Consider the following 21,836-nt stretch of genomic DNA (forward strand, 5'->3'; position numbering starts at 1 on the left):
CGGTACTGGGGCCGCTGGGCCGATGGTTGGAGGTAACGCAATAGCGCGCCATGCGCATCACCCGTGGCGAGGGAGCTTGCTCCCGCTGGGCTGCGCAGCAGCCCCCCAAACCAGCCGACTCGGTGTGCCAGGAAGATCGAGTCAACTGATTTAGGACCGCTGCGCGCTCCAGCGGGAGCAAGCTCCCTCGCCACAGGGTCAATCACCATTGCAGGTGACCGGCCTCACTGCTCGCGTTCGAGTGCTTCATCCACCTCGACGACATCTTTGCTCCGAGTCTTTAACTCACTGACAATCACCGCCGCCACGATCAGCGCCGCGCCGAACAACGCGATCGCTGGCAGCCGCTCACCGGCCAGGCGCCCGGCGATGCCGGCCCACACCGGCTCGCCGGCATAGATCAGCGTGGCGCGGGTGGGCGAGACACTTTTCTGCGCCCAGTTCATCGCCACCTGGATCGCTGCGCTGGCGGCCCCCAGGCCCACGGCACTGACCAACAGCAGCCAGGAGAAATCCGGGATGGTTTCCTGGGTCGGCACCACCATCAGGAATGCCAGCACCGCCGTGCTTGCCAGTTGCACCACGGTCACCCGGCGCACATCGACCTGGCCGGCATAGGCGCTGATCAGGATGATCTCGGCGGCAATCGCGATGGCGCTGATCAGCGTGGCGATTTCGCCAGCGCTGAAATTCAGCGACGCGCCCGCCGGACCTGACACCAGCATCAGCCCGGTGAACGCCAGCATGATGCCGATGCTGGGCATCAGGCCAGGGCGACGGCCCAGCACCAGCCATTGCAACAAAGGCACGAATGGCACGTACAGCGCAGTGATGAAGGCCGATTGGCTGCTGGGAATGGTCTGTAGGCCGACGGTCTGCAAACCGTAGCCGAGCATGATCGCCACGCCGATGAAACAGCCGGCCTTGAGTTCGAACAGGGTCAAGTCGCGCAGGTGGCGCCAGGAGAACAGCGCAACGAATGCGGCTGCGGCGGCAAAGCGCAGGCCGACGAAAAACATCGGTCCGCTGACGGTCATGGCATGCTGCACCAACAGGAACGTCCCGCCCCAGATCATGGTGATCAGCACCAGCACGCATTCGGCCTTGCTGAACCTTGAGAAACGGGAGGAAGCTTGAGGAGAGTTCACCGATGCCATGACCTTGCGCGCCACTTGAGGCGGACGCACAATGCGCCCGAAGAAGGTGGGCAGTATAATGCGCAACCCCAGCAGATGAGCAATATAGTGCACAAAGAAAGCGCTCAGCGGGCATCCGTCCTGCAACACGTCAGCCAGAACGTCCGCCGCCTGCGGCACGCCGCACAGCTCAGCCAGACCGCGCTGGCGGAATTGTCCGGGGTCAGCCGGCGCATGCTGGTGGCCATTGAGGCCGGCGAAAAGAATGTCAGCCTGACCACCCTTGACCGTGTCGCCGAAGCCCTCGACGTGGCCTTCAGCGACTTGATCCAGGCCCCCGATGCGCGCGACCCGAGTCGCATCAACGAATTGGCCTGGGCCGGTACCATCGCTGGCAGCAAAGCCGTATTGCTCGCCAAGGCCACCGCCAGCCGTGAGGTCGAACTCTGGGAATGGCGCCTGGAGCCCGGCGAGCATTATTCTTCCGAACCCGACGCCGACGGCTGGAGCGAACAGCTCTATGTGTTCGAGGGCAGCCTGACCTTGCTGCTGGGCAGCGACGAGCGCCGGATTGGCGCCGGTGAGTTTTTCATGTTCGCCAGCAACCAGCCCCATGCCTATCGCAACGATGGCCCGGTGGCGGCGAGATTCGTACGCAACGTGGTGATTTGATGCCTGGGGAGGGCGGTATGGACACAGCGCTGGAGCGACAGGGCAGCGGGCTCATCCGCGAAGCCGATATCCTGATCATCGGCGGCGGCTTGAGCGGCGCCATGCTGGCCGCGCAGTTGCTGCGCCTGCCGGGCCGGCGCGAGGTGCTGATTGTCGAACCGCGCAGCGAACTGGGCCGGGGCGAGGCCTACAGCGCGGTGGAACTTGGCCACACCCTGAACGGCAACGCGGCGCGCATGAGCGTCGATCCGGACAACGCCGATGACCTGACCCAATGGCTCACCGCGTTCATCGAGGCCGGCGGCTGGCCCGAGTCGGATCAGCAGCACGTGCCGATCAGCGACTTGTTCCCACCCCGGGGGATGTTTGGTCTCTATGTGCAGCAACGTCTGGCCGAGGCCCGTGCGTTGGGTGCGCAAAATGGTTCGACGGCTGAACATGTGCGCGGGGAGGCTGTTGACCTGCGGCTTGTCGACGATGCCGTGGTGCTGACGCTGGGTGACGGCCAGGTCCTGCGTGGCCGTTTCGCCGTGCTGGCCACCGGCATGTTCCCCGCGGCGCGGACCCCGCAAACCCAATCCAGCGGCTTGAACGCCGCGGCCCTGGACCCTTGGGATGTGACGGCGATGCGTCAGCTTGATCCGCAGTCCACAGTGCTGATCATCGGCTCGGGGCTGACCATGGTCGATGCCGTCGTGTCGCTGGAACAGGCCGGCCATCGTGGCCCGATCGAAGTGTTTTCCCGCCATGGCCTGCTGCCCCATGTACGCCGCCAACCGCCGGCCTGGGTGGATTTCCTCGCCGAGGATCACAGCCTGCGTTCGCCACGCCAACTGATGCGGGCACTGCGCGAGCAATGCCGTCAAGCCCGGGCCCAAGGCATCGATTGGCAGGCGCCGCTGGATACGGTGCGCGCGCACATCGGGCGATTGTGGAACCAGGCCAGCGATGTGCAGCGCCGGCAGTTCGTCCGGCATGTACGGCCCTGGTGGGAGAGCCATCACCATCGTTCGCCACCGTTGAGCGCCGAGCTGGTGGCCCGTCTGCACGAAGAAGGGCGGTTGCGGATCCACGCGGCGTCGTTCAAGGGCTTGGCTTCCACTGCCGAGGGGGCGCTGGCTATTCACATCCGTCGGCGGGGTGAGGTTGGGCTGACGGTGGTGCAGGGCGCGGCGCTGATCAATTCCAGTGGTATCGAATATGACTGGCGCCGGGTGGCGCGACCGTTGCCGCAGCAGTTGCTGGCCCGAGGCCTGATCCAGCCGGGCCCATTGGCCCTGGGTATCGCCGCCCGGCCTGACGGGACGGTGCTGGACGCCCAAGGCGAGCCTGCCGAGCGCCTGTTCGCCATGGGGCCGCCGTTGCGCGGGATGTGGTGGGAAAGCACCGCGGTGACCGACGTGGCGAGCCAGGCCAAGGCGCTGGCCGCGCGCTTGGCTGAATTGCAAACCCAACATCGAAACTGAACAGCTCTCCTGTGGCGAGGGTTACAAGGTGCGGCAAAAGAGCGGTCACAGCTCGCTGATTTTCACCCACCGCTGCTCCCGCGCCGCCACACGAATCGCCGCCGCCAGCCGCTCCACTTCCCAGGCTTCTGCAAAGTCGGTGCCGCTGCCACCCTGGTCTGCGAGGGCCATGACCAGTTCCTGCACCTCCAGCGTCTTCAATTCGTTGTACCCCAACTGATGCCCGGCCGCCGGACTGAACGCGGCATACCCCGGTAAATCCGGACCAGCCAGCAGCCGCTGGAAACCTGCATGACCGACGCGGCACAGGCGCAGTTCATTGAGCCGTTCCTGATCGAACGCCAGCGTGCCGAGGGTGCCGCTGATCTCGAAGCTCAGGTGGTTCTTGTAGCCATGCTTGAGCCAACTGCTGCTCACCGTGCCTCGGGCGCCGTTGGTGAAACGCAGCAGGGCGTGGACCTGGTCGTCCACCGCGATGGCGCGTTGTTCGGCATTGCTGGCGCTGGCGGGACGCTGGCTGTGCACGGTCTGGCTGTCGGCGCACACCGCTTCGACATCGCCCAACAGGTACCGGGCCATGGCCAGCAAATGACTGCCCAGGTCGGCCAGTGCGCCACCGGCGTGGGCGGCTTCGCAGCGCCATGACCATGGCGAGGTCGGGTCGGCCATGAAGTCTTCGCTGAATTCGCCCTGGAAACTGATGATCTGCCCCAGTTCCCCGCGCTGGATCATGTCTCGCGCCAGTTGGATGATCGGGTTGTGCTGATAGTTGTAGCCGACCCGCGTCACCACGCCGGCGGCCTTGGCCGCCTGCTGCATCTGCTCGGCCTGCTCCAGGGACACTGCCAGGGGCTTCTCACAATAGACCGGCTTGCCCGCTGCCAGCGCCGCCATGGCCATGGGGAAGTGCAGGTGGTTGGGTGTGGTGATGGCGATCAGGTTGACCTTCGGGTCGTCGATCAGTTGCTGCCAGTCACTGTGGGCCGTCGCAAACCCCCAGCTTTGGGCGCATTGCCGGGCGCGCTGCGGGTCGGCGTCGGCCAGGGCCGCCAGTGTCAGGTTCAGGGGGAGGTTAAAGACTGCCTTGGCATTGTGGAAAGCCAAGGCATGGGCACGGCCCATGAAGCCGGTGCCAATCAGACCGATGCCGAGTTCACGCATGAGAAAGAGCCCTTTGAATTGTTGTTTTCAGGAGGGCTATTTATGGAATAAATATTCTCTAATTGCAAATCTTGGAATAAATATTCATTTTGTGGTCGCTGTAGATCTCCCTTGTGGGAGCGGGCTTGCTCGCGAATGCGGTGGATCAGTTAATACAACTGTGACTGACTCACCGCATTCGCGAGCAAGCCCGCTCCCACAGAGAATTTCACAGGTCTGCCATGGGGCTCGCCGTCAGGACAGGAAACCCCCATCCACATTCAACGCCACACCCGTGGTGTAGCTCGACGCATCACTGGCCAGGTACAACACCGCGCCGGCCATTTCGCTCGGGTCGGCCACGCGCTTGAGGGGGATTTGAGCCAGGGCGGTTTTCAGGATCGCATCGTTCTTCACCAGCGCCGAGGCGAACTTGGTGTCGGTCAGGCCTGGCAGCAGGGCGTTGCAGCGGATGCCGAACTGCGCGCATTCCTTGGCGAAGACCTTGGTCATGTTGATCACGGCGGCCTTGGTCACTGAATAGATGCCCTGGAAAATCCCTGGCGAGATGCCGTTGATCGAGGCCACGTTGATGATGCTGCCGCCACCGTTCTCGCGCATCAGCTTGCCGGCTTCCACCGACATGAAGAAATAGCCGCGAATGTTCACGTCGACGGTTTTCTGGAACGCCCCCAGATCGGTGTCCAGCACATTGCAGAATTGCGGGTTGGTGGCGGCGTTGTTGACCAGGATGTCCAGGCGCCCGAACTGCTCGCGGATGCCAGCGAACACCTGGCTGATCTGCTCCATTTCCCCGATGTGGCAGGCGATGGCAGTGGCCTTGCCGCCGGCGGCGATGATCGCGTCGGCGACATGCTGGCAACCGTCGAGCTTGCGGCTGGACACGATCACGTGGGCGCCTTGCTGGGCCAGCAGTTTGGCGATGGCCTCGCCGATGCCACGGCTGGCGCCGGAAACGAAAGCGATTTTACCGTCGAGGTCGAACAACTGAGTCTTGGACATGCTGTTTCCTTGTTATAGGTGCGCTCAAAGCGTGGATTTGCCGATGACCTGCAGGCTCATCTGCTCCAGCAGCTTGTTCATCTGAACGAACTGCGCGAAACGTTTGTCCTGGGTCTGGCCGTGGAAGAAGCGGTAGTAGATCTGCTGGACGATCCCGGCCAGGCGGAACAGGCCGTAGGTGTAGTAGAAGTCGAAGTTGTCGATGCGAATCCCGGCGCGCTCGGCGTAGTAATCGACGAACTCGCGGCGGGTCAGCATGCCCGGGGCGTGGCTGGGCTGGCGACGCATCAACTGCACCGGCGCCGGGTCGTCGGCTTCGATCCAGTAGGCGAGGCTGTTGCCCAAGTCCATCAACGGATCGCCAATGGTGGTCAGTTCCCAGTCCAGCACGCCAATGATCTGCATCGGGTTTTCCGGGTCGAGGATGACGTTGTCGAAGCGATAGTCGTTGTGGACGATGCTCGACGTCGGATGGTCGGCGGGCATCTTGTCGTTGAGCCAGGTCTTGACCGCTTCCCACTTTGGCGCATCGGGGGTCAGGGCTTTTTCGTAGCGGTCGCTCCAGCCACGGATCTGCCGGGCCACATAACCTTCGGGCTTGCCCAGGTCAGCCAGGCCGCAGGCGTTGTAGTCGACCCGGTGCAGTTCGACGAGTCGGTCGATGAAGCTCTTGCACAGCGCTTCGGTGCGGGCGGCGTCGAAACCCAGTTCCGGCGGCAGGTCGGAGCGCAGGATGATGCCCTTGACCCGTTCCATTACATAGAACTCGGCGCCCATTACCGACTCGTCGGTGCAGTGCACGTAGGCTTTGGGGCAGTACGGGAAGCCTTCGCGCAACTGATTGAGGATGCGAAACTCACGGCCCATGTCGTGGGCGGACTTGGCCTTGTGGCCGAATGGCGGCCGGCGCAGGACGAATTCCTGCTCGGGGTATTCCAGCAGGTAGGTCAGGTTCGACGCGCCACCGGGAAACTGGCTGATCCGCGGCATGCCGGTAAGGCCTGGAATGTGGGCCTTGAGGTACGGGTCGATCAGGTTGGCATCGAGTTCTTCACCGTCGCGCACGCGGGTGGACTGATCAGTAAACGCCATGCTTATCCCTTCTGCTTATTTTGGAGGCCATCGATCATTGGCTAATCTAATGGCGCGTGGGAGGCGTCACAAGCACGCCAGGGTCTTATAGGTTAGCGTGTTGCAGGATAATCAGCGGGCCTGATGCACGCGGGCGATGGGCGAGCTATGGTTTACGGGGTCTGTCGCTTTCAGGGAGCAATCGCGATGGGATGCCCGCAAGTGTGTGGCACCGCAACCTTGCAATGCAGCTTCGGCGTCGCCCCGGCGGTGCTCAATGTACTGCCGGTCAATCGCCTGCTGACCGGCGGGATGCCAGCGGCGAACATCATGGATCACATCCCGCTGGTGAACATCACCACGTTCGGCATGTGCCAGAGCCTGGCCAACCCGACCGTGGCTGCCGCGACCGCTGCGGCATTGGGTGTGCTGACCCCCATGCCGTGCATTCCCGCCACGGCGACCCCGTGGATCCCCGGCGGCGCACCGACCTTGTTGTTGGGTAACATGCCGGCCATCGACGCCAACAGTACCCTGATGTGCACCTGGGCCGGGGTGATCAAGATCGTCGTGCCGGGGCAGGTGCAGATGCTTATTCCCTGATGGGTGCGCCCCCCAAAAGGTATGGACGATCCCCCTGTGGGAGCGAGCCTGCTCGCGATTGCGGTGGGTCAGTTGGTGGTGATATTGACTGTGAAGCCGTCATCGCGAGCAGGCTCGCTCCCACAGGGGGGAAAGGGGAAGACAATAGTTATGCCTGCGCCGGGTCATTCCAGCGCCTGAACCACCAGCGCACCCGGGAGATCGGTTTGCCCTCGGCATCCAGCGGTCGGCCGTCTTCGGCGTAGGCGTGGGCCGGTTCCAGCAGTTGGCCGTTGAGGTAGCGGGCCTCGACCGCCGGGTTGCCGTTGGGATGCAGGCGCCGATAGCGGCCGTCGCGTACGCCGTCGCGATAGAATTCGGCCTCGGCCAGTTGCCCGTCGGGGAAGTAGTTGTTGGCCTCGCCGTGCAGTAACCCATTGCGATACGTGGCCTGGCGCTGCAACCCGCCTTCGGCGGCGTAAAAGCTCGCTACACCCTGCAATTTACCTTTCACGAACGGCAATACCGCCGAGACCCTTCCATTCGGGTGATACAGGGTACTGGTACCGTGCAGTTCACCCTGGCTGTAGTTGAGTTTTGCCTGGGGGCGCTGAGCCTCTTCAATCTGCAGCGAGCCGTCGAGCCGGCCGTCGACCAACTGCCCGCTCAGTTGGCTGTCGCCACGCTCCACGTCGAGTTTTTTCGAGGCCATTGGAGCGCTCCTGTCAGTTGACCTTCACCAAGCCACCCTTGATCGTCAGCATGCCGCCGCCATCCACGGTCTGTTCGGCGGCGGCCTTGTTCACCAGGCTGATACCAGCGTCGTTGGTCAGGGTGGTGCCGGCCTTGTTTTCCAACGATGTGCCGGCCTGGTTGCTCAGGGCCGTGCCAGCCTTCTGGCTGATGGAGGTGCTGGCCTGGGCTGCCAGGTCGGCGCCGCTCTTGATCGCGAAACTGCCGCCGCTTTGCAGGGTCAGGGTGCCGCTGACCTTGATGGTCAGGTTGCCGTCCACCGTCAGGTCGTAGTTGCCGGTGACCTTGTGCGTGTAGTTGCCGCCGGTGCTGTGGTTCTGGTCCGAGCCGACGGTGACGGTGCGGGTGTCTTTCACGTCGAGGCTGTCGCTGCCGGTCTGGATGGTCACGCTACGTTTGCCTTTTTCCAGGGTAACGGTTTCGTCGCCGTCCTTGACCGTGCGGGTGCGGGCGTTCTGCACCGTGAGGGTTTCGTCATGGCCGACCGTGGCGGTGGTGTCGTTGAGCACGTTGATGTTGAAGTCTTTCTGGGCCTGGAGAAACACCTCCTCGGCGTCCTTCTTGTCTTCGAAACGCAACTCGTTGAAACCACCGCCGCCCTTGGACGAATTGGTCTTGATCCCGGACTGGGTCTGGTTCGCCGGCAACGCATAGGGCAGGGCGTTGTCGCCGTTGTAGACGCAACCGGTCACCAGCGGACGGTCGGGATCGCCGTCGATGAACGTGACGATGACCTCCTGGCCGATCCGCGGTACGAACTGCATGCCGAAGCCCTTGCCGCTCCAGGGCAACACCACCCGTACCCAGCAGGATGAGGTTTCGTCGTTCTTGCCGGTGCGGTCCCAGGGGAACTGCAACTTGATCCGGCCGTATTCATCGGTCCAGATCTCTTCGCCGGCCTTGCCCACCACCAGTGCCGTCTGGGTGTGCATGCGTGGTTTTGGCGTGATGCGGGCCGGTCGATAAACCGTGGCCTTGGGGATCGCTTCGAAGCGATTGCGATAGCTGTCGTGGCTGGCTTCGTGGCTGACCGAGGTCACCACCCAATCGATATTCAGCGTCGTGTCTTCGTGGCCGGCGAGGGTGAACCAATATCCCGGCACCAGCCAGCGGCAGTCGCTTTCGCCGACAAAACGCTTCTCCTGGCTGCGCAGACCGTCCACCCGCAACTTGGTCAGGGCATCGCCCTGGGCCTTGGCGGTATAGCCGCCCGGATGTTCGTACATCGAGCTTGGTCCGGCCACGGCTTCGGCCTGGCTGTATAGCGATGTCGTCGGCGTAGTGAATTCGTAATCGGTGGCCTGGTAAACCCCGCTCACCGCTTGCAGGCACACTTGCCCGCTGCGGATGCCATGCAGTTCCCGCTCACCCAGTTTTTGCCCGAGATAATTCACCGTCGGTCCATTGGGAATGGGCGCGAAAGCGTCGTTGCTGTCGGCTAGCACTAGCGTGTGTGTGCCGTCTTCATGGGTGAAGAACCAGAAGATCCCGTCCTCTTCCATCAGGCGCGAGACGAAGGCCAGATCGGTTTCGCCGTATTGCACGCAATATTCGCGCGGGGTGTAGCTACCGGTGAGTTTGAGCTGGAAGTCGGTGAAACCATGGGCCTTGAAAACCGTGGTGACGATGTCCGAGGTGGCGAGGTTCTGGAACACGCGGTTGTTGCTGGCAAGGCTCAGCCACCAGAGCCACGGACGGAGCAATAGTTGGTAGCGCTCGGCGGTGGCGTCGGCGGGGAGCTGGCGGATTTCAGCCACCAGCCAATCCAGCGGACGCAGCAAGGCGTCCTTGTGCAGCGTGGTGGTCACGTGGCTGGCGACGGCCGTGGTGAGGTCCAGCGAGGTGCCGTCGTTGATGCCGTTGAGGATGTGCGAACCCAGGGCGTTGAGGCGTTCTTCGCCGGACAGTGAATCCGGGTACAACGCCGACAGGGATGTGGCGGTGAGGGAGAGAGTGGTGTTGCTGTCGGTAGAGCGGGGCATCGAATATCCTCAGATAAAAGTTGAGGTCACGCTTACCATTTGAATGTTCCACCTTTTGAATGGATCGCTGCCTGGTTATCACTGACCCATCCGCCCATCTCGCTATCGTTTCCATAGGTGTAGCTGTACATCAACACCGAATTTCCGATATAGGGCGCCAATTGCGGACCACAGAGCTGACAGGGACTCAGTTCGATATAAATGCGGGTAACGAAATTACTGTAATCACCGTCGGGAAGCGTGACGCTATTTATCGCCTGGACCAACGCGCTGATTTCCGCGTGCCCGCGCAGTGTCGTGACTACTTTTTTGGTTGTCGTGGTGTAGTTTCCAAGCAAGTCCAGTTTCAACGCGCTATCGCCGAACTTGTAGATCAGCAGACCTCGAGCGGCATCGAAATGTTCGATTAGCGCGAAGCAGGTTCCATGGGATGCTCCCGAACCAGCCAGGGCCCGGCGATTGGAGGAGGATTCGTGACAGATACTGGCCAAGTCGGGAATGGTGCCGCCGTTAGTAGCCTGATTGGCCGCCAGCCATGAGGCATATAAAGGGTTTGCCCCAGTCATTGCAATATTGCCGCCAGAGTAACGACCCACTTTATGCACTTCCGTCATGAAAATCTCCTTTCGAACAGCCCTTTCAGAGATCCGAGGCCAAGCGCACCCCCAGCCGCGGGGGCTGATGATTCAAAGGTTTTTTGTGTTGAACATGACACTCGAATGCCAACCGGTGACGCCGAAGGATAAGCTGTACGCCCAAGGCGTAAGCCAGCTCCAAGGTCGTCCGGTCCAGCCTGACAGGCCTCCCGCATTCAAGATGTCGTCGACTATGGTGTGGCAGTTGTAAGAGTTGTTATAGCGATTTCCATCAAACTCTTTATATTTCAGTTTCTTTGAAGAAAGAGTCGTGATCCTGTTGATCATTTTATCGATATTTGTTTTGCTGACTTTTTTTGTGAAGAACCACAAGTCCAGCGTTTTCGATGTGCTTAGCTCTGTCGTCAATACGCCCTCAGGATCCAGTTCGCCCTCCATCAAAATTCCGACTGAGTAAAACTGTGGAATAGGCCCTGAGGTATGCCAAAGTATCAAGCCCGCATGTCCCGGATAGTATTTTCCACCTGATATTGGATTGAGTCGCGAAACCAGATCAATCATGACCGTTGTCCTCCAGCCATCGTCGGAAGCAAACGTGCTGAGATCTTCCGTCTCGACAAATTCTCCGTTGGTAACCAGTTTTTTTACTTCATTATGAACGGTATTGTCTGTCCAGCGCGGCTCCAGCTTTTTTGTCTGACCCGATGAACCACCAAAAAGGAATTTACCCACGCTCTGCTCCCGTCGCCTCTGTTAATTTTTGGCATGCAGCATCATTCCAACACCCACTCCGCCAACTTTCCCGTTACCTGCGTCATCAGCACATTTTCGACATCCCTGGCGCCCGCCGCGCTGCACTTGGCCAGTACCGCCTTGACGATTCCGGCATCGAACTCGAATTGCTTACCGGTCGCAGCCTTGTAGCGCCCACGCAGTTTTTCCAGCTTCGCCAGGACAATCCCCTCCAGCGTCGCTTCATCCAGCGGTCGATACGCCACCACCGTCATGCGCGCCAGGAACGCCGGGCGAAACGCTTGCAGCAGCACTTTGTGCAAGGCTTCGTTGAAGGCGTCGGTGCCCAGTTGCGCGGCCGGTGTGTCCAGCAGCAGTTCGGCGCCGACGTTGCTGGTGGCGAGCATCACGGTGTTCTTGAAGTCCACCACCAGGCCAGTGCCGTCTTCCATCAGGCCTTTGTCGAAGACGTTGTAGAACGCTTCGAGCACGTCCGGGTGGGCCTTTTCGATTTCATCCAGCAGCACCACCGAATAGGGTTTGCGCCGCACCGCTTCGGTGAGTACGCCACCGCTGCCATAGCCGACGTAGCCGGGCGGGGCGCCCTTGAGTTGGCTGACGGTGTGGGCTTCCTGATATTCCGAGAGGTTGATGCTGATCAGGTTGCGTTCGCCGCCATACAAAGCGTCGGCCAGGGCATAGGCGGTTTCGGTCTTGCCCACGCCAGTGGGGCCCACCAGCAGGAACACGCCGACCGGTTTCTGCGGGTCGGTGAGGCCAGCGCGGTAGGCTTGCAGGCGTTGGGCGATGGTGTTCAGCGCGGTGCCCTGGCCCATGACCCGCTGGCCCATGCGCTGGCCGAGGGTGCGCACGGCGTGGGCTTCGTCGGCGAGCATCTTGCCCACCGGAATGCCGGTCCAACCGGCGATCACGGCGGCGACTGTCTTGCCGTCCACCTGTTCCGGCACCAACGGATCGTCCTGGCGAATGGCATCGAGGCCGGCTTCCAGGCGCAGCAGCTCGGCGGCCAGATGATCGATGCGATTATCGATCTCGGTGTCGGGGTTTTCGCTGTCGGCGCGTTCGCTCAGGGCGAGCAATTCGCGCCGAGTGTCGAGCAGTTCGCGCACCGCTTCACGCTCTTCGCCCCAACGGGTTTCCAGCTCGCGGATGGCTTGCACATTGCTGGTCGATTCACCTTCGAGCAGCGTGATGCGTTCGCGGTGATCCAGCCCGGTGGCCTGTTCCCGGCGCAGGCGTTCGACTTCATCCTTGAGGCTGTTCTGCCGGTGGCGCAGGCTTTCCAGGGGCGGCGGCACGTCGTGCTGGCCGAGGGCGACCCGGGCGCAGGCGGTGTCGAGCACGCTGATGGCTTTGTCCGGCAACTGGCGCCCGGAGATGTAGCGGTGGGACAGTTTCACCGCCTCGTGGATGGCCGCGTCCAGCACCTGCACGCCGTGGTGCTGTTCCAGTTTGCTCGCCACGCCACGGAGCATTTCCACTGCGGTGAGCTCGTCCGGTTCCTCGACTTGCACCAGTTGGAAGCGGCGCGCGAGGGCCGGGTCTTTCTCGAAGTATTTTTTGTACTCCAGCCACGTAGTGGCGGCCAGGGTGCGCAGTTCGCCCCGGGCCAGGGCCGGTTTGAGCAGGTTGGCCGCGTCGCTGCCGCCTTCCGCACCACCGGCACCGATCAGGGTGTGGGCTTCGTCGATGAACAGGATGATGGGTTTTTCGGCGCTGCGGACTGCGTCGATCACGCCTTTGAGGCGTTGTTCGAACTCGCCTTTGACACCCGCGCCGGCCTGCAACAGGCCCAGGTCCAGTACGCGCAGGGTGACCTCCTGCAACGACGGCGGCACATCCCCGGCGGCGATGCGCAGGGCCAGGCCTTCCACCACGGCGGTCTTGCCCACGCCCGGCGCGCCCACCAGGATCGGGTTGTTTTGCCGACGGCGCAGCAGTATATCGATGCACTGGCGGATCTCGCCGTCGCGGCCGACGATGGGGTCGATGCGTCCGGCCCGGGCGTCGGCGGTCAGGTCCTGAGTGTACTGGTCGAGGACCGGGTCCTGTTTCTGTGGTGCCTCGCCGGGTTTGGCCGGGCGCACGCCACCGACGTGCTCGCGGGAGCTTTCGGTCCATTCCAATAGATGGGCGCGCAGGGCGTCCCGAGGAATACGCAGTAGCGACGAGGCGCTGTTGAGCAGCAGGCTGCGACGCTCATCGCGGTCCAGCAGCGCCAGCAGCAACAGCCCGGAGCGGATGCTGTCCAGGCCCAGTACGCTGGCCTCGACCACGGCGTCTTCCAGCAGGCCAATGGTTTGTGCCGACAGGGCGGGTGTACGGGTGCTGCCGGATTTGAACAGGTCCAGGGCCTTGTTGGTTTCCGCCGCCACCGCATCACGCTCCAGGCCGAAGCGCGGCAGCAGACAGGCGAAGTCGCCACCCTCGATGTCGAGTAACTCCAGCAGCAGGTGTTCGATTTCCACGTAATGATGGCTGCGTTGCATGCAACGTTGCGCGGCCCGTTCCAGGGCGCGACGGTTGTCCGGGTTGAGCCGTCCGATCAGGCTGGCCAGTTCCATTTCAGGCGATCTCCGGCTGACGAAGGCGGGTTTCGATCCGTTGCACGGCCAGGCTCGGTTGGCGCTGCAGGCCACCGTTCCAGTTCAGCCGTGGCGCTGCCTGGCGCTCCAGTTGCAGGGGGCCGGCGCCACGGATCAGCAGCACCAGGGTGCAATCCAGGTCGGGGCCGAAATACAGGGCGTAAAGGCTGGCGAGTAGCGGATGAGTCTCGCCGTTGGGCAGCAATCCGCTGGCCTGGGTCGTGCTCAGCGGGCCAAGGGTCAGACGCACGCCGGCATGCTCGTCCCAGACGCGGGTGCCGGCCACCGCGTTGCGGCCCAGACACAGGTTGCGACCGCCTGGCTGCAAGCGGCTGCGACTGGCCGGGGGGATTTCACGCCAGCCACCTTCGTAGGCGCTCAGTTCCACCGGTAGCGCGAACTGCTCACGGACAATCGCCGCGAACCCGGCCAGTGAGCGCCGGCCATCGGCATACAGCGCGGTGCAGGCCAGTACCGCCGAGTCGGGTGCGGCCTGGCGCTCCTGCAAGGCCTTGGGCAGCAGGCCGGTCAACGCCCGTAGTTGCGCGTGTACGGCGGATGCGCCGGGGGCCGTGAAACCCAGGGCGATGCGATGCTTGCGCATCACCTTGTAAAGCAGGCTGAGCAGTCGATGCTGGAACAGGTCGAGGAATTCCGCCGGGGCATGATCTTTCGCCCGTGCCCGTTGTTGCAGCCATTCCTGGTAGGCGTAGGGCAGCGGGCCGTCCGGGCCACCGAGGCCGAAGATCGGCGTGGTCAGGGTTGGCGGCAGGCCCGGTTCCTGGCCCAGGCTTTGTACTTCACTGGCGGCGAACAACGGCGTCAATGGCCCGCGCAGACGCAACGCCTCGGCATGGGGCGCGGTGCCGCTGCCCAGGGGTTCGGCCTGGGGATGTTCACGTTCGAGCAACAGCAAGGCCTGGAGCCATTCGAAGCGTTGCGGGTCGCGCCGCAGGCGCTGGCTCAGGTTCAGAGCACCAGGGGCTTGCCGGCTTGGGGTTGCCATGTCTTCACCTCCTTGTCGGACTGGACCAGCACGGTGCGCACAAAGCGATTGGCGGTGGCGTAAAGGGAAAAGAACTGCGCCAGTACCCCGGAGAACAGCACGGCGCTGCTGCCGACAAAGTGTTGCGGATCCAACTGCAGGCGCACCTCCAGCCCATTGCGCCAGCCGCGCCAGGCGTCTTCGCCGACATGGGCGATGACCCGGTCGCAGCCCAAACCCAATACCCCTTCGATCTGACGATGGGCGCTGGCTTCATCCCGCAGGTTGTGCAATTGGAGAATCTCGCGCAGTGCATCCAGTGCTTGGGGGCCTTCGACCAGTGACAAATGGTTGAGGGTCAATTGCGACACCAGCCGCCAGCGCGACTCACCGTCCAGGCGTGGCAGGCTCTGTGGGCTGGGTGGGTTGCGCAAGCGGGCCCAGGCCACCGGCCCCGGTCGCTCGAAACCCAGCGGCGTGCCAGCCGGAAGGCTTTGGGCCAGGTGACGGTTGGTGCACAGCAGTTCGGCGGTGAGGCTGTAGTCGCGTGTCTCGGCTTGCGGGTCGAAGTGGGTGTCCACCAGGCTCACCATCAAGTCGCTGCCCAGTCGGTTCGGGCTCATGCCGCTGACCCGGCGCGCATGCCAGTAAAGGGACTGGTCGCTGCCATGCTGGCTACCATAGTAGGCCGGTACCTTGCGCACGCCCTGGCTGGACATGGCGCGCATGCCACGGATGCTGTAGATCTCGACGCTGTTTTCCCGATGACTGTCGGCCACCAGCCGGTACTCGCTGCGGGTGCCATCCGGGCGCAGCGGCTCGGAAGTCCGGGGAAACAGATTGATCACCGGCGTGCAGCCCAGGGCGATGTCGCTGGCCTGGATTGGCAAGCGGCTGGGGGGAGGTCGGTCGAAAACGATGTACAGGTACAGGGACGGGCTGTCGCTGATGGCGCCGGCCAGTGGCAGGTCGAAGAAACCGAATTTATCCGGGAAGGCAAAATACTCGGCCAACAGGCGCATGCCTGGATGTACGCCATCCTCGTCCGGCAGCAAGACCTGGTCGCTGGCGAAGCCGACGATCTGCGGCAAGCCGGCCAGTGGTTCCGGCACGCTACCCGGAGCGCCGGCCAGGACTTTGATGGCATGGGCGCCAAGCAGGTCGTACAGGACGGCGTTGATGATCGGTGATGCCGCCAGGTGCACCCGCAGCGAGTCGATTCCCAGCGTCGACCACTGGCTTTCGCCCAGGCACCGCAGCTCCAGGCGCAAGGCCGAGCGGGCCTGGACCACCCCAGTCAGCGCCTGGGCCTCGTCGCTGCCCAGCAACAACGCCTCGCTGACTTCCACCGGCCACAAATGCACGGCGGCGGTGGTGCGAAAATGAATGCTCTGGCCCTTGTCCGTGGTGACGAACAACGGTGTGTCGCGGGGCAGCGGGTAGCCCTCGTTCAAATTGCCTTTGCTCGGGTCGGGTTCGAACTGCACGATGGCGCACGACGGCAAGGGGCGCATGGCCAATGGGTACAGTTGTTCGAGCAGGGCGTCGCTGAATTCGGCGTAGTCGTCATCGAGCCGGCGTTGCAAGCGCGCGGCCAGTAGCGCAAAACCTTCCAGCAGGCGCTCGACGTGCGGGTCGGGGCATTCGCCAGGAGACAGTTCCAGGCGCCGGGCGACTTTTGGGTAACGCTCGGCGAACAGGCTCCCGGCATGCCGCAACCAGGTCAGTTCGCGCTGGTAATAGTCCAGCAGTTGCGGGTCAATCGAGTCGCTCATGTCGTACCTCAAGGCCGTCGCCGGCGTGCTCGATGACAAATGCCACGGGCCAGGCGTGCAGGTCGCCGCGCAGCTCGCCCGACAGCCGTATGCACAATTGCTGCGGATGGCCCGGCACCGGGCAGACCTCGACCTCGCCCAGGCGCAGGCGAGGTTCGAAATGGGTGATGGCCTGGCGGATTTCCCGGGTCAGTTGACGCCTGTCATCGCTGCGCTGCTGTTGCAGCGCAGTCCAGTCGGCGATGCCGTAGTCGAGGATGCTCGGTGGTTCGGTCAGCGCCCGCGGGCCGCGCCGGGTGTTGAACAGGCGCGACAATTCGGCATGAACCGAGTCTTGCAACGCCTGTCGGTCGAACGCCCGAGGGGTATCATCCGCCTGGCTGGCCAGGCGTTCGAACAGGGGCGGGCGTAGCCCGAAGCCAGCCATGGGCGGCGCTTCCTTACTTGGTCATTTTGTTGGCGGCCAGGTCCCAGGTCGTGCCCGCCGTGCCTTCCTTGGTGCCGTCGTCTTTCTGCGCGGTGAGCTCCCATTTGATCTTGGTGAAGTTCAGCGACAGGGTTTCCACCGGTTTACCGCCGGTGCCGCCGCTGACGCTGACGTTGGACAGCACCACGTTGGTCAGGGTGTAGATGATGAACGGCATGAGTTTGCCGCTGCCCTCGGCGGCGTTGCGGCCAATGGTGATGACAGCTTGTGGGATCGGCTTGCCGGCGCAGCAATACTCGTTGAGGGAAGGGGTGGAGCTGTCGATGAATTTGGTCAGGGTGAACTCGCCGATGTGGGGCCGGCCGGAGGTGCGCTCCGAGTTGCTGACGTCATTGGTGACCTGCATCGCCACGTTGTGGCTGTAGGACATGACCTCGATCTTGTCCGTGAAACCCTCCAGCAGGCTGTCGCCCTTGATGTCGCCGCCGAGGTCGAGAATGATTGCATCCATTGTGTGGAACTCCTGAAGAAGACGAATGAGGTAGTGCCCGATACCGATGAATTAACCTGTGGCCAGGGAACTGCTGTGGCTAGAGCTTTTTGTGGCGAAGGAGCTTTTGTGGCGAGGGAGCTTGCTCCCGCTGGGGCGCGAAGCGGCCCTGTTTTTTGGGACTGCCGGGCAGTCCAGCGGGAGCAAGCTCCCTCGCCACAAAAAGCTCCAGCCACACAGCCACACCGTGGTCAGGCAGCCACTGGTGGCGGCAGGGTCGCCACCAGGCGGATCGAGGCGGTCAGTTCCTCAAGCTGGAAGTGCGGCCGCAGGAATACCGTGGCCTTGTAGGCCCCCGGTTTGCCTGCCACTTCCGTCACGTCCACTCGCGCTTCGCGCAACGGGTATTGCGCCTTGATCTCTTGCGGCGCGTTGTCGTTGATCAGCACGTAGTCGGCGATCCAGTTGTTGAGGTAGGTCTGCACGTTATCGCGGGTCATGAAGCTGCCGACCTTGTCGCGCATGATCACCTTCAGGTAATGGGCGAAACGCGAGGCCGCGAGGACATACGGCAACATCGCCGAGATCCGCGCGTTGGCGTTGGCCTCGTTGGTGTTGTAGAGCTTGGCCTTGTTGGTGGTCTGGCCGCCGAAGAACACCGCCACATCGCTGTTTTTCTTGTGGCACAGGGCGATGAAGCCCAGGTCGTTGAGTTCTTTTTCGCGGCGGTCGGTGATCGCCACTTCGGTCGGGCACTTGAGCGACAGGTCCCCGGAACTGGTACGGAAGGTATGGGCGGGCAGGCCTTCGACCGCGCCGCCGCCCTCGGCCCCGCGAATCGCCGCGCACCAGCCATATTTGGCGAAGGCTTCGGTGATGCGTTGCGATAGCGCCCAAGCGGCGTTGCCCCACAGGTATTTGCTGTGGTCGGTACCGTTGACGTCTTCGACGTAGTTGATGCCCTCCACCGGCAAGGTGTCCGGACCATAGGGCAGGCGCAGCAGGAAATGTGGCAGCACCAGGGATACGTAGCGCGAGTCTTCGCTTTCACGGAAGGCGCGCCATTTGATCAGTTCCTGGCTCTCGAAAATCTTCGACAGATCCCTGGGTATCGCCAGTTCGGTGAAGCTGGTCATGTCGAACAAGCGCGGGCTGGCGGCGGCAATGAACGGTGCGTGCGCCGCCGCGGCGACGTTCGACAGTTTTTCCAGCAGGCCGATGTCCTGGGGGTGGCGGCCAAAGGTGTAGTCGCCCACCAGCAGGCTGAACGGATGTCCGCCGAAGGTGCCGTATTCTTCCTCGTAGATTTTCTTGAACAGCGCGCTCTGGTCGAATTCGACGGCTTTTTCCAGGTCGTTCTGCAGTTCTTTCTGGGTGACGTTGAGCAGGCGCAATTTGAGCCGGGTGCTGGTTTCGGTGTTTTGCACCAGCAGGTGCAGGCCGCGCCAGGAGGCCTCGAGTTTTTGCAGGTCGGGGTGGTGCAGCACTTCGTTGAGCTGGGCGCTGATCAACTGATCGATCTGGCTGATGCGGTCGTTGATCATCGCCACGGTGTCCTTGTCGATGGCCATGCCTTCGTCGAGGACCTGGGTAGCAAATTCAGCGAGCATGTCGCGGGCGTAGTCCTGCTGGCTGTCGTCGTGGGCCATGCGGCCTTCGGCGATGATCTTGTCGAGCAGGGACAGGGTCTGGGTCGTGCTCTCGCTGGTTTGAGCGCTGGATGAAGCGGGCATGGCTTTATCTCCCTTGAATGATGAGCACGATCAGGCCTGTGGTTCGGTCGGGGCCGGGTCATCGTTGGCGGCCACCGTCGGCAGCTCTTGCGCTGCATCCTGGGGCCGCGCCGACTTGATCTCTTGCAGGCCTTCGGTGTTGGCGATCACGTCGCGCAGCAGCTTGTCGAGGTCGTCGTTGCCATCGAGCTTGGTCAACAGGTCCCGCAGGCGTTGACGAGCTTCGAACAGCCGGCGCAGCGGCGTGACCTGCTCCACGACCTTGACCGGGTCGAAGTCATCGATGTGACGGAAGTTGAGTTCGATGTTGAGCTTGCTGTCGTCGCCGCTGAGGGTGTTGTTCACCTGGAGCGTGGCGCGGGGGGAGATGGAAGCGAGTACCTCGTTGAAATTATCCCGATCGATTTCCGTGAAGCGCCGCTCGTTGAGCTTGGGCAGCGGCTCCAGTGGCTTGCCCGAAAGGTCGGCCAGAATGCCGACCACCAGTGGCAATTCTTTTTTCTCAATGGCGTTGCCGATTTCCACGTCATAGGTGATCTGGACGCGGGGAGGACGGACTCTGTCGAGCTTGTGCTGGGTACTTTCTGCCATGGCGGCCGACTCCGATGCATGTGGGGGAGCAATGCATCGGGAGGCCCGCTCATCGCATTCCCTTGCTGATCCGCAGGTTGCAAATGGGCGGCAGAAAACCTGTCATTCCCTTGACGAACCTGGTCCATTCAACCCTGTGGGTCGAACTATCCAAGACGCTAGAACAGGTCTATAAAAAAGCAAGCAAAAACAATTTTTGACCGCCGAGAAAAGGAAGATTCATTTTGCGTGGTTTTTTTTGCGGATTTTTTTTGAGCCTGGCGCTCACCGGGTGCTCGCTTTTTGCCCCCAGTGTCGACCTGGACAGCCTGACCCTGGACGTCGCGCCCCGTGCCAATGACGACACGCCGATCGCGGTGGATTTCATCGCCGTGAACGACCCGGACCTGCTCAAGCAGCTATCGGGTATCACCGCCAGCCAGTGGTTCGCCGAGCGCGAACAGTTCCAGCGCGACTATCGTCAACTCATGTCGGTATGGGGGCTGGAGCTGGTTCCAGGGCAATTCATCGATCGCCAACCCTTCCCGCTGGAGGGCCGGCGCGCCGCTGGACTTTTGGTCTTCGCCAGCTATAACACTCCCGGAGCCCACCGGCTTCGGCTGGACGATCAGCACAAGGCCTGGCTGAAGTTCGACAGTCGCGAGATGACCCTCGTGAATGACGGCCAGCAGGGTGACAGTCAGCCTTGAGTAAACCGCGGGCCGCCACGGGCGGCGACATTGGGATGTCGAAGGGAGTCGTATGAGTCTGTTACCTGACGCGGTGTGTTGGCATGAGGGCATGCAGTTACTGCCCCAGCATTTTCAATTACAAGGGCTGCGTGCCGAGGCCTTGGCCGCGCATTTCGCCGGAGCCTGCAATCCCTGGTTCTGGGGTGTCAGCCAATTGGAAGTCGACCCTTCGGCTCTCAGCGCCGGCCAGGTACGACTGTTGCAACTGCAAGGCACCTTGCCGGATGGCTTGCCGGTCAACCTGCAGGCCGGCGTCGGGCCGACCCTGGAGCTGGACATCGGCGAGGCGGTCAACAAGACCGACGACGCCACCGTGACCGTCTACCTGGCCATCAGCCCGCTCTGGCGTGCCGGGCAATTGCTGCCGCTCAAGGGCCGGTTGCAATCGGTGGTCGGCGAGGCGTTGCCGGATCTCACCAGTGGCGAATTTCCTGAGTCGATCACTGTCTGGCGTCCGAACCCACGGCTGTGCACGCAACTGAGCAAAGCCGATTCGATCTGCCTGCCGCTGTTGCGTATTCGCAAGGAGGGTGGTGGCTTTTTGCGGGTGCCCTATACGCCGCCCACGCCCGTGCTGCTGCCAGAGTCGGAACTCGGTCGGCGCGTCGCCGGGCTGTGTGCCCGGGCCCGGGAAAAGTGCCTGTTTCTCGCCGGTCGGCTGCGTCAGGCCCAGGCCGCCGGGAACCAGGACGATGCCATGGAAATCCGCCGGCAATTGACCGCGTTGTGGGCGCGGTTGCCGGAAATCGAAGGCGCACTGAACACCCGGGTGGCGACCTCGCAATCGCTCTATGGCTTGCTGCTGGGGTTGGCCGGTGCTTGGTCGGCCCTCGATCCACTGGCGGGCGTGCCGGCCTTCGCACCCCTGGATTTTCTGGAGTTGCAGCGCGGCTACGAGCCGCTGCTCGACTGGTTGGAAGATACCCTGGAGTTGGTTCGCGCCGGCTATCGCAGCCTGGCCTTCGAGCGCAATGAGCAGGTGTTCTCGATCCAGTTGCCCGACGATCAGCCGAACCAACGCCTGGTGATCGGTTTGCGCATGCCCAACGGGGCCAGTGAGCAGGCCGCAGCCGAGTGGCTGCGTGGGGCGATCATCGCGTCCGCGCCGCACGTGCCGTTGTTGAGCCGCCAGCGCATGAGTGGCTTGCCCCATCAGGCCATGAGTCGCAACGAACAGGTGGCCTACAGCGTGGGCGATGACACCCGGTTGTTCGTGGTGGCCGCCAGCGGGCAATGGTTCGACGGGCAGTTGCCGTTGCACATCGTGGCGCCGGCGTCGGCCCAGGCCAGCAGCCCGTGGCAAGTGGTGTTGTTCGTGGCGCAAGCCGGTGAAGGTGCCTGATCG

The 21,836-nt window shown here is 62.7% G+C and carries 20 protein-coding genes; 5 read left to right on the top strand and 15 right to left on the bottom strand.

Annotation, left to right across the window (positions count from 1 at the left end):
- Positions 1-224: 224 nt before the first annotated feature.
- Positions 225-1,250: a DMT family transporter gene (locus DTP52_RS26415; RefSeq protein ID WP_109755992.1), complete on the bottom strand. Its 1,026-nt coding sequence runs from the start codon at positions 1,248-1,250 to the stop codon at positions 225-227.
- Between DTP52_RS26415 and DTP52_RS26420 the strand changes: the two genes are divergently transcribed.
- Together DTP52_RS26420 and DTP52_RS26425 are read left to right on the top strand one after the other, a co-directional pair.
- Positions 1,245-1,808 carry a helix-turn-helix domain-containing protein gene (locus DTP52_RS26420; RefSeq protein ID WP_109755993.1) on the top strand — a complete coding sequence of 188 codons (564 nt, stop codon included), beginning with the start codon at positions 1,245-1,247 and terminating at the stop codon, positions 1,806-1,808. The genes DTP52_RS26415 and DTP52_RS26420 overlap by 6 nt on opposite strands.
- Before the next feature lie 17 nt (positions 1,809-1,825).
- Complete coding sequence (locus tag DTP52_RS26425) at positions 1,826-3,274, top strand: FAD/NAD(P)-binding protein (protein ID WP_109755994.1); 1,449 nt, start codon at positions 1,826-1,828, stop codon at positions 3,272-3,274.
- A 45-nt stretch (positions 3,275-3,319) separates the two neighbouring features.
- Here DTP52_RS26425 and DTP52_RS26430 read toward each other — a convergent pair whose 3' ends face one another.
- The 3 genes from DTP52_RS26430 to DTP52_RS26445 all read right to left on the bottom strand — a co-directional run bounded on the left by DTP52_RS26430 (position 3,320) and on the right by DTP52_RS26445 (position 6,529).
- Positions 3,320-4,435, bottom strand: a complete 1,116-nt coding sequence (locus tag DTP52_RS26430; RefSeq protein ID WP_109755995.1) for a Gfo/Idh/MocA family protein — start codon at positions 4,433-4,435, stop codon at positions 3,320-3,322.
- Positions 4,436-4,669: 234 nt separating this feature from the next.
- Positions 4,670-5,437: an SDR family oxidoreductase gene (locus DTP52_RS26440; RefSeq protein ID WP_003180553.1), complete on the bottom strand. Its 768-nt coding sequence runs from the start codon at positions 5,435-5,437 to the stop codon at positions 4,670-4,672.
- Between the two features lie 24 nt (positions 5,438-5,461).
- Positions 5,462-6,529 carry a phosphotransferase family protein gene (locus DTP52_RS26445; protein WP_109755996.1) on the bottom strand — a complete coding sequence of 356 codons (1,068 nt, stop codon included), beginning with the start codon at positions 6,527-6,529 and terminating at the stop codon, positions 5,462-5,464.
- Positions 6,530-6,715: 186 nt separating this feature from the next.
- Here DTP52_RS26445 and DTP52_RS26450 point away from each other — a divergent pair, with 186 nt between their 5' ends.
- Positions 6,716-7,111, top strand: coding sequence for a DUF4280 domain-containing protein (locus DTP52_RS26450; RefSeq protein ID WP_109755997.1), 396 nt, complete (start codon positions 6,716-6,718; stop codon positions 7,109-7,111).
- Between the two features lie 148 nt (positions 7,112-7,259).
- On the opposite strand, the gene DTP52_RS26455 is transcribed toward DTP52_RS26450, so the two are convergent.
- The 11 genes from DTP52_RS26455 to tssB all read right to left on the bottom strand — a co-directional run bounded on the left by DTP52_RS26455 (position 7,260) and on the right by tssB (position 19,760).
- On the bottom strand, positions 7,260-7,802 hold the full coding sequence (locus tag DTP52_RS26455; protein ID WP_109755998.1) for a toxin-antitoxin system YwqK family antitoxin: 543 nt from the start codon (positions 7,800-7,802) through the stop codon (positions 7,260-7,262).
- Between the two features lie 13 nt (positions 7,803-7,815).
- On the bottom strand, positions 7,816-9,825 hold the full coding sequence (gene tssI, locus DTP52_RS26460; protein ID WP_109755999.1) for a type VI secretion system tip protein VgrG: 2,010 nt from the start codon (positions 9,823-9,825) through the stop codon (positions 7,816-7,818).
- A gap of 32 nt (positions 9,826-9,857) precedes the next feature.
- A complete protein-coding gene (locus DTP52_RS26465) occupies positions 9,858-10,439 on the bottom strand; it encodes a hypothetical protein (protein WP_109756000.1) in 582 nt (193 codons plus the stop codon).
- Positions 10,440-10,511: 72 nt separating this feature from the next.
- Positions 10,512-11,153 carry a hypothetical protein gene (locus DTP52_RS31100; RefSeq protein ID WP_146206887.1) on the bottom strand — a complete coding sequence of 214 codons (642 nt, stop codon included), beginning with the start codon at positions 11,151-11,153 and terminating at the stop codon, positions 10,512-10,514.
- Positions 11,154-11,194: 41 nt separating this feature from the next.
- The gene (gene tssH / locus DTP52_RS26475) at positions 11,195-13,738 is read right to left on the bottom strand and encodes a type VI secretion system ATPase TssH (protein ID WP_109756002.1); all 2,544 of its coding nucleotides are present in this window, start codon (positions 13,736-13,738) and stop codon (positions 11,195-11,197) included.
- Between the two features lies 1 nt (position 13,739).
- Positions 13,740-14,765: a type VI secretion system baseplate subunit TssG gene (gene tssG, locus DTP52_RS26480; protein WP_109756003.1), complete on the bottom strand. Its 1,026-nt coding sequence runs from the start codon at positions 14,763-14,765 to the stop codon at positions 13,740-13,742.
- On the bottom strand, positions 14,729-16,519 hold the full coding sequence (tssF, locus tag DTP52_RS26485) for a type VI secretion system baseplate subunit TssF (protein WP_109756004.1): 1,791 nt from the start codon (positions 16,517-16,519) through the stop codon (positions 14,729-14,731). Before tssF ends, tssG begins: the two co-directional genes overlap by 37 nt.
- On the bottom strand, positions 16,503-16,946 hold the full coding sequence (tssE, locus tag DTP52_RS26490) for a type VI secretion system baseplate subunit TssE (protein ID WP_109756005.1): 444 nt from the start codon (positions 16,944-16,946) through the stop codon (positions 16,503-16,505). Before tssE ends, tssF begins: the two co-directional genes overlap by 17 nt.
- Positions 16,947-16,959: 13 nt before the next feature.
- Positions 16,960-17,457 carry an Hcp family type VI secretion system effector gene (locus DTP52_RS26495; RefSeq protein WP_109756006.1) on the bottom strand — a complete coding sequence of 166 codons (498 nt, stop codon included), beginning with the start codon at positions 17,455-17,457 and terminating at the stop codon, positions 16,960-16,962.
- A gap of 230 nt (positions 17,458-17,687) precedes the next feature.
- Positions 17,688-19,169: a type VI secretion system contractile sheath large subunit gene (gene tssC / locus DTP52_RS26505; protein WP_109756007.1), complete on the bottom strand. Its 1,482-nt coding sequence runs from the start codon at positions 19,167-19,169 to the stop codon at positions 17,688-17,690.
- A 30-nt stretch (positions 19,170-19,199) separates the two neighbouring features.
- The gene (tssB, locus tag DTP52_RS26510) at positions 19,200-19,760 is read right to left on the bottom strand and encodes a type VI secretion system contractile sheath small subunit (protein WP_109756008.1); all 561 of its coding nucleotides are present in this window, start codon (positions 19,758-19,760) and stop codon (positions 19,200-19,202) included.
- Between the two features lie 224 nt (positions 19,761-19,984).
- Between tssB and DTP52_RS26520 the strand changes: the two genes are divergently transcribed.
- Both DTP52_RS26520 and tssK read left to right on the top strand, forming a co-directional pair.
- Positions 19,985-20,449, top strand: coding sequence for a type VI secretion protein (locus tag DTP52_RS26520; RefSeq protein WP_109756010.1), 465 nt, complete (start codon positions 19,985-19,987; stop codon positions 20,447-20,449).
- 52 nt (positions 20,450-20,501) lie between these two features.
- A complete protein-coding gene (gene tssK, locus DTP52_RS26525; protein ID WP_109756011.1) occupies positions 20,502-21,833 on the top strand; it encodes a type VI secretion system baseplate subunit TssK in 1,332 nt (443 codons plus the stop codon).
- Positions 21,834-21,836: the final 3 nt, after the last annotated feature.

This window comes from Pseudomonas sp. 43mfcvi1.1 (assembly GCF_900115935.1).
In the GTDB taxonomy this organism is placed as follows: domain Bacteria; phylum Pseudomonadota; class Gammaproteobacteria; order Pseudomonadales; family Pseudomonadaceae; genus Aquipseudomonas; species Aquipseudomonas bijieensis.